The following is a 7,751-nucleotide window of genomic DNA, read 5'->3' as shown; positions in this document are numbered from 1 at the left end:
CGCGAGCAGGACCTCATCATCCGCGACTCCACCCGCGGCGTCATGGTGGTCGAGGGTGGTCCGGGCACCGGCAAGACGGCCGTCGCCCTCCACCGCGTCGCGTACCTCCTCTACACCGCGCGTGAGCAGCTCTCGAAGACCGGTGTGCTCATCGTCGGCCCGAACTCGACCTTCCTCGAGTACATCTCCCGCGTCCTACCCGAGCTCGGCGAGACCGGCGTCGTGCTGTCCACCATCGGCGACATGTACCCCGGTGTCTCCGGCACCGCGCCCGAGTCGCTGCTCACCCGCGAGATCAAGGGTTCTGCGGAGATGGTCACCATCCTCAAGGAGGCGGTCCTCGCCCACCAATCGCTTCCCGACACCCCGGTGGAACTCCCCCACGGCTCCCTCCGCCTGCTTGTCGACGCCCCCATGGTCAAGGCCGCCCGCACCCGCGCCCGCCGTTCGCGTCGCCCCCACAACGAGGCACGCGCCGTCTTCGCCGAGCACCTCATCGGGCAGCTGGCGGACCAGCTCGCCGAGCGCATCGGCGCCGACCCGCTGGGCGGTGCCAACCTGCTCTCCCGGGCGGACATCGACCAGCTCCATGATGACCTGAGTGAGGAACCGGGCGTCGAGAAGCTCATCGAGGAGTTCTGGCCGGAGCTCACCCCCGAGGGTGTGCTCCGCGGCCTGCTCGAATCCGCCGATGCCATCGACGTCGCCGCCGCCGGCTACGACGACGAGACGCGCGAGGCGCTGCTGCGCCCGGAGGGCTCCGCGTGGGCCTCCACCGACGCCGCGCTTCTCGACGAACTGGCCGTCCTCATCGGCCTCCCCGACCTCGACGACGACGCCCTCACCACCGAGGACGACATCGAGGACGCCCAGGACCTGCTCGACATCCTCGAGTCCTCCGGCTCCGTCGACGACGACGACCTCGGCGACATCTTCGACGCCGAGCACCTCGCCGCGACCGACGTCATCGACGCCAAGACCCTCGCCCAGCGCCAGATCATCCGCGACACCCGCTCCACCGCTGAACGCGCCCGCGAGGACCTGCAGTGGGCCTACGGCCACGTCATCGTCGACGAGGCCCAGGAACTCTCCCCCATGGAGTGGCGCATGGTCTTCCGCCGCAGCCCCGCCCGCTGGATGACCCTGGTCGGCGACACCGCGCAGACCGGCTCCCCCGCCGGCGTGGACACGTGGGCCTCCGCACTCGAGCCCTACGTGGGCACCCGCTTCCGCCACCACGAGCTGACCGTCAACTACCGCACGCCCGTCGAGATCATGGCGGTGGCCAACGAGATCCTCGGCGTCATCGACCCGGAGGCCACACCCGCGGTCGCCATCCGCGAATCCGGCCACGACGTCGTGTGGCTGCCCGCCGGCACGACACCCGAGGTGCGCGACGACGGCCTCACCCAGGTCATCACCGCCGCCAACGTCGCCGAGATCAAGGGACTCGAGTTCGACCACGTCATCGTGCTCGAACCGACCCAGATTGTGGAGGCCTCACCGCAGGGCTGGCAGGACCTCTACGTCGCCGTCACCCGCGCGACGCAGACGCTCACCGTCGTGGGTGAATGGCCCGTGTAGTTGTATTCACTTCAAGACCGCCACGAAAAGTACTTCTTTCAGCGAGGAAACCTATACTCAAGTGAATATATGAAACCGCAAAGGTAAGGAGCAGGTGTGGGTTTCCAGACTCCGATGTACACGTTGTCCCAGTATTTGGAGGAGACACGGTCCGGACGCATTCAACTGCCGGATTTCCAACGTGGCTACAAGTGGGACGATGAGCGCATCCGACAACTCCTCATCACGGTTCTCCGCGGTCATCCGATGGGTGTGGTGATGCTCCTGGAGACGAATAACGCCCTGGTCCGCTTCAAACCCCGCCCCATCGCAGGCGTGGAACTGAAACCCGGTACGGAACCTGAAAAACTGCTTCTGGACGGACAGCAGCGACTGACCTCCCTCACTCAGGCCCTCACTGAGGACGGTGTCGTCCAGACCAAGGATGTTCGTGGCAAGCTGCTGGAGCGACGCTATTTCGTCCACATGGAGAGTGCCCTGGAGGACATCAACCGCATGGACGAGGCAGTCAGGTCAGTTCCCGCAGACGGCGTGATCAGGACAAATTTCGACCGCGACGTAGTCCTCGATCTGAGCACCCCTGACAAGCAGCGCGAGGCAGGATACTTCCCCCTGAATCTGCTTTTCGATCCCACAGGTTCCATGGAGTGGTTATTCGCCCTGGAGGACAAGAGCCTGGCCTTCTCTTTCATGGAGAACTTCGTCTCCCCCGCAGGAAAATACAACATCCCGGCCATCGAGCTTGATGCTGACACCGACAAGGCGGCAGTAGCCACAGTGTTTGAGAAGGTCAATATCGGTGGCCTTCCCTTGAACGTGTTCGAGCTCCTCACCGCGGTGTTCGCAGGTGACGGCGACTACTTTGCGGCCACCGGGTCCGACTTCCGTCTGAACGACGACTGGCAGGAAACCAGGCGACAGTGGGCTGACTACCCCGTGCTCGCCGGCGTCGAAAACACCGACTTCCTCCAGGCTGTGACCATGCTGGCCACTCGCGAGCGCCATCTCGCCAGTGAGTCCAGCCGCCCCCGGGCCATCTCAGCCAAGCGTGAGGATGTACTGAAACTGGAGCTGACCGACTACCTCAAGTGGCGGGACCCGCTGCGTGAAGCCTTCATCTGGGCCTCTGCATTCCTGGCTGACCGCCACATCTTCACCAGCCGAGATGTCCCCTACCCCAAACAGCTGGTTCCGCTGGCCGCCATCAAGGTGGTCCTGGGGAACAGCGCCGACATGCACTCCGTCAGCGCCCGTCTATCCACGTGGTACTGGTCCGGGGTCCTGGGAGAGTTGTACGGCTCGGCCACCGAGACTCGTTTCGTCCGGGACATCGAAGCAGTACCAACCTGGGCTGTGAACCCGGAGAGCCCGACTCCCCGTACCATCCTGGACGCGAACTTCACTGAGTCCCGCCTGCATTCCATGCGCACCCGTAACTCCGCCGCCTACAAGGGGGTCGCGGCACTCGTCATGGCGGGCGATACCCGGGACTGGATGGAGGATAAACTCTTCGGAGCCGTGCAGCACAAGGACATGGCCGTTGACATCCACCACATTTTCCCCAAACGATGGTGCAACGAGAATGGAATCGATGACGAGCACCGCGAAAGCATCGTCAACAAAACCATGCTCGGGGCAAGGACCAACCGCATGATCGGTGGTGTCGCCCCCTCGTCCTACCTGCGCAAGATTGAGCGGGAAGCAGGAATCACGGAAGAGGAACTGGACCGTCTCCTCACGGCCCACCTCATCGATCCAAAGTATCTGCGTACCGACAACTTCGCCTCTTTTTTCAGCGCCCGCAGAGAGGAGCTGTGTCTGCTCATCGAATCGGTGCTGGACAAGAAGGTGCAGCGTGACATCAGCCAGGGCATCGCTGCCGAGGACTCGTCCCACTTCGAGGAGGAGGCCTTCATCGAGGCGACTCCTGAGGAGGCGTAGAAACAACACAGAAACGGCCCCGGAGAACACATCTCCGGGGCCGCATTCAGCTGCTACGTGGCGTCGATAAGCAATTAGTCGACGGTGTGGACGATCATGACGTCGCAGTCGGACTGACGGGCGACGTCGGCCGGGACGGAGCCCAGCAGGCGGCCGGTCAGGGAGTTGATGCCGCGGTTACCCACGACGAGCAGGTCGGCGTTGTTGTCGTTGACAATCGCCATGAGGGCCTCGACCGGGGTGCCCGGGCGGACGGCCTTCTCGATCTTGGTGGCGCCGGCGGCCTTGGCGGCCTCCTCACCGGCGGCGAGGTTCTGCTGTGCGGTGTCGTCACCGAGGATGGTGACGGAATCCTGGCGCAGGGTCTTCGATGCTTCCTCGTTGTCCTCGTAGTAGGCGCAACCGATGATGAGGGTCGCGTCGAAGGCGGCGGCGATACGGGCAGCGCGCTCAACAGCCAGCAGGGAGGACTTGGAGCCGTCCGTGCCGACAACGATCTTCTGGTAAGTGCTCATGGACCTGTCGGGACCTTTCCTCGGGGGATAATCGTTGTCCGCCAGTTTAACAACGATTGTCGGCTAAATCCGGTGCTGTGCGGTATTCACGATCATCACGTTGACGGTGGAGTTGCGCACTACCTCGGTGGGGATGTTGCCGAAGACACGACCGGTGAGGGTGTTGACGCCCTTGTTGCCCACAACCAGCAGGTCAACCCCCAGTTCCTCGACCTCCTTGGTCAGTGCGGCGGCGGGGGCTCCGGCGATCTTCCGCAGCTCGACACGGGGTGCACCCTCTTCCTCGGCGACGGCCAGGGCGGTGCGCAGGTGCTCGTCGGCGACCTCCTCCTCGACGATCGGGAGGGAGGAGACGTCCGTGTGGGGTGCGTTGAGCAGGGAGCCGGAGGCACCGTACCAGGCGGACATGATGATCAGTTCGGCGTCGTAGACCCGGGCGAGGCTGGCGGCGGCGCGGACGGCGGACAGGGAGGACTCGGAGCCGTCGGTGCCGACGGCGATCTTGGAGTAAATGATCATATGTACATGCTACATTCCGACGTCCCTGATTCCCCGCAGCTCCTTCCTCAGCTCGACGATCTCATCGCGGAGGCGGCCGGCCAGCTCGAACTTGAGCTCGCGGGCGGCGGCACCCATCTGGGCGGTCAGGTCGTCGATGAGCTTCTGGATCTGCTCCGCCGGCATGTCCTCGACGTTCCGCTTCTCGACGACCGCCACGTCCCCCGCCTCTCCGGCACCTGCGGCGTCGGCTGTCTCATAGACCTGGTCGAGGATGTCGGCGATCTTCTTGCGCAGCGGCTGCGGGTCGATGCCGTGTTCCTCGTTGTAGGCGATCTGCTTCTCGCGGCGTCGCTCGGTCTCCTCGATGGCGTGCTGCATGGAGTCTGTGATCTTGTCGGCGTACATGATGACCTCGCCGGAGACGTTGCGGGCGGCGCGACCGATGGTCTGGATGAGTGACGTCGCGGAGCGCAGGAAGCCCTCCTTGTCGGCGTCGAGGATGGCCACCAGGGACACCTCCGGCAGGTCGAGGCCCTCGCGGAGCAGGTTGATGCCGACGAGCACGTCGTATTCACCCAGGCGCAGCTGCCGCAGGAGTTCGACGCGCTGCAGGGTGTCGATGTCCGAGTGCAGGTAGCGGACCCGCACGCCGTTCTCCAGCAGGTAGTCGGTGAGGTCCTCGGCCATCTTCTTGGTCAGGGTGGTCACCAGGACGCGCTCGTTCTTCGCGGTCCGCTCGCGGATCTCGTGGATGAGGTCGTCGATCTGCCCCTGGGTCGGCTTGACGGTGACCTGCGGGTCGACCAGGCCCGTGGGGCGGATGACCTGCTCGACGAATTCACCGCCGGCGGCGGCCATCTCGTAGTTGCCGGGTGTCGCGGAGAGGTACACGGTCTGGCCGACGCGCTCCTCGAACTCCTCCCAGGTCAGGGGGCGGTTGTCCATCGCGGAGGGCAGGCGGAAGCCGAACTCCACCAGGTTGCGCTTGCGTGACATGTCGCCCTCGAACATGCCGCCGATCTGCGGGACGGTCACGTGGGACTCATCGATGATGGTGAGGAAGTCCTCCGGGAAGTAGTCGATGAGCGTCGCCGGGGCCGTGCCGGGGCCGCGGCCGTCGATGTGCCGGGAGTAGTTCTCGATGCCGGAGCAGAAACCCACCTGCTCGATCATCTCCAGGTCGTACTCGGTGCGCATGCGCAGACGCTGCGCCTCGAGCAGCTTGCCGCGGTTCTCCAGGTCGGCGAGCCGCTCGGCGAGCTCCTCCTTGATGTCCGCGACGGCCTTCTCCATGCGTTCCGGGCCGGCGACGTAGTGGGTGGCCGGGAAGATGCGGATCTCCTCGACCTGCCGGATGACGTCACCGGTGAGCGGGTGGATGTAGTAGAGGGCGTCGATCTCGTCGCCGAAGAACTCGACGCGCACCGCCAGCTCCTCGTACGCCGGGATGATGTCGACGGTGTCGCCCTTCACGCGGAAGGTGCCGCGCTGGAACGCGATGTCGTTGCGGTCGTACTGGATGTCCACCAGCAGCCGCAGGAAGCGGTCACGTTCGACCTCCTCCCCCACGGCCAGGACGACGGAGCGGTCGAGGTAGGACTGCGGCGTGCCCAGGCCGTAGATGCAGGACACGGAGGAGACCACCACGACGTCGCGACGCGAGAGCAGCGACGACGTCGCCGAGTGCCGCAGACGCTCCACGTCCTCGTTGATCGAGGAGTCCTTCTCGATGTAGGTGTCCGTCTGCGCGATGTACGCCTCCGGCTGGTAGTAGTCGTAGTAGCTGACGAAGTACTCGACCGCGTTGTTCGGCAGGAGCTGCCGCAGCTCATTCGCCAGCTGCGCCGCCAGCGTCTTGTTCGGTGCCATGACCAGCGTCGGACGCTGCTGCTTCTCGATCAGCCACGCCGCCGTCGCCGATTTACCCGTACCCGTCGCACCGAGCAGCACGACATCGCGCTCACCCCTGCTGAGCCTTTCATCGAGTTCCTTGATCGCCTGCGGCTGATCGCCCGCGGGCTCATAGTCGGAGATGACCTCGAACTTGCCGTCCGAACGCTCGATCTCGCCGACGGGTCGGTGCTCGGAATGGGACAGAACAGGGTGTTCAGCAGCAAAAGCCATGCCCCCAAGGATACGCCGGTTGGGGGTGGGGGTCGATGGAGCTAAAAAGCCCACCGTCGCCTTGTTCTCAAGGCGACGATGGGCCGGATCCGCTCTGAGGAAGCTCAGGGCTCAATCGAACGGGGACGCCAGCTCGGGTCATCGGTGTACCACGTGTTGCCGCGTTTATCGCTGCACTTCCAGATCCCGTCCCTGCCGACGCACCCGACCACGTTGCTGAAATCTGCTGCGGTCACCGCCGGTGCCCCGCCCAGCGCCATCACAGATGCGAAGGCGACTGCCACTCCAGTTCTGATTGTCAACTTCATCGTGCTTCCTTTCGCCGTAAATCACCATGGAAGACGAAGCCTGTAAGATGCGTCACATATTGAAGCTACGGGGTGGGAGGAGTTTGTCAATCACCCGAATGTGGGGAGCAGGGTATGCGGACCCGGCTCAACTTCCCAGCTCCGGCAGCGGCGGCCCCTCCAGCTCGCCCATGTGCTTGCGGGCCTCCCGCATGTAGTACAACCCCTCAACTGCCACGTCGCGCGCGAGTTTCGCCTGGCCGACGGTGCTCGCGGACCCGGCCTGGCTGAGGGCATTAGCATGCCGCTCAGAGGCCTGCCCCACCAGCTTCTTCACCTGCTCATCTGCCGGGGTGATGTGGAGGATCTCGTTGCTCAGTCGGGAGATCCAGCGGTCGGCGTCGGCGCGGGCGTCGAGAAGCTCATTCTGCCTGCTCTGCTCCGAGTCACGGCGGTGCCGGATCTGGGTGCGCAGGTTGAAGATGAACACCGAGATGATCAGCACAAACGTGATCACGAACATCAGCGGGAAAACGGTGAAGTAGCCGGTCATGCTCGCCATCTTGCCACGGCACCCCTCTCCCCTCACCGGGTTGCCCGGGAGCTACGGCAGGGGCTGAATCTCGCTTTCGGTGACCCACTTGTGGTTGGTCATGGCCATCCCGTCGACGGTGAGGTCAACCATGTAGACCGTCTCATCGGTGGAGTAGTCGATGGTGGCCTGGGCACCCTTCATGCCGGACATGTGCTCGGCGTCCAGGACGACCTCCGCTCCGTCGGGCAGCGGAGCCTGACCCGG

The 7,751-nt window shown here is 64.4% G+C and carries 7 protein-coding genes; 2 read left to right on the top strand and 5 right to left on the bottom strand.

What is annotated here, in order from left to right; all coding sequences use genetic code 11:
• Window positions 1-1,584, top strand: a 1,584-nt coding sequence (locus GXZ33_RS03145) for a UvrD-helicase domain-containing protein (protein WP_291339390.1), incomplete at its 5' end; no start/stop codon positions are given.
• Window positions 1,585-1,680: 96 nt separating this feature from the next.
• Window positions 1,681-3,525, top strand: a complete 1,845-nt coding sequence (locus tag GXZ33_RS03140) for a DUF262 domain-containing protein (protein ID WP_291339389.1) — start codon at window positions 1,681-1,683, stop codon at window positions 3,523-3,525.
• A gap of 74 nt (window positions 3,526-3,599) precedes the next feature.
• Here the strand turns inward: GXZ33_RS03140 and GXZ33_RS03135 are convergent, their stop codons facing one another.
• The 5 genes from GXZ33_RS03135 to GXZ33_RS03115 form a co-directional block, all read right to left on the bottom strand.
• On the bottom strand, window positions 3,600-4,040 hold the full coding sequence (locus GXZ33_RS03135) for a universal stress protein (protein WP_291339388.1): 441 nt from the start codon (window positions 4,038-4,040) through the stop codon (window positions 3,600-3,602).
• A 63-nt stretch (window positions 4,041-4,103) separates the two neighbouring features.
• A complete protein-coding gene (locus GXZ33_RS03130) occupies window positions 4,104-4,559 on the bottom strand; it encodes a universal stress protein (protein WP_291339387.1) in 456 nt (151 codons plus the stop codon).
• Window positions 4,560-4,568: 9 nt separating this feature from the next.
• A complete protein-coding gene (uvrB, locus tag GXZ33_RS03125) occupies window positions 4,569-6,665 on the bottom strand; it encodes an excinuclease ABC subunit UvrB (RefSeq protein WP_291339386.1) in 2,097 nt (698 codons plus the stop codon).
• A gap of 435 nt (window positions 6,666-7,100) precedes the next feature.
• Window positions 7,101-7,505, bottom strand: a complete 405-nt coding sequence (locus tag GXZ33_RS03120) for a hypothetical protein (RefSeq protein ID WP_156119459.1) — start codon at window positions 7,503-7,505, stop codon at window positions 7,101-7,103.
• A gap of 51 nt (window positions 7,506-7,556) precedes the next feature.
• Window positions 7,557-7,751: YdhK family protein (locus GXZ33_RS03115; protein WP_291339385.1), on the bottom strand; the 195-nt coding region annotated here is incomplete at its 5' end.

Origin of the sequence: Corynebacterium sp. (assembly GCF_012838985.1) — a bacterium.
Lineage (GTDB): Bacteria > Actinomycetota > Actinomycetes > Mycobacteriales > Mycobacteriaceae > Corynebacterium.
The sequence above is the reverse complement of the archived record's forward strand: the minus strand, read 5'-3'. Positions and strand labels throughout refer to the sequence as shown.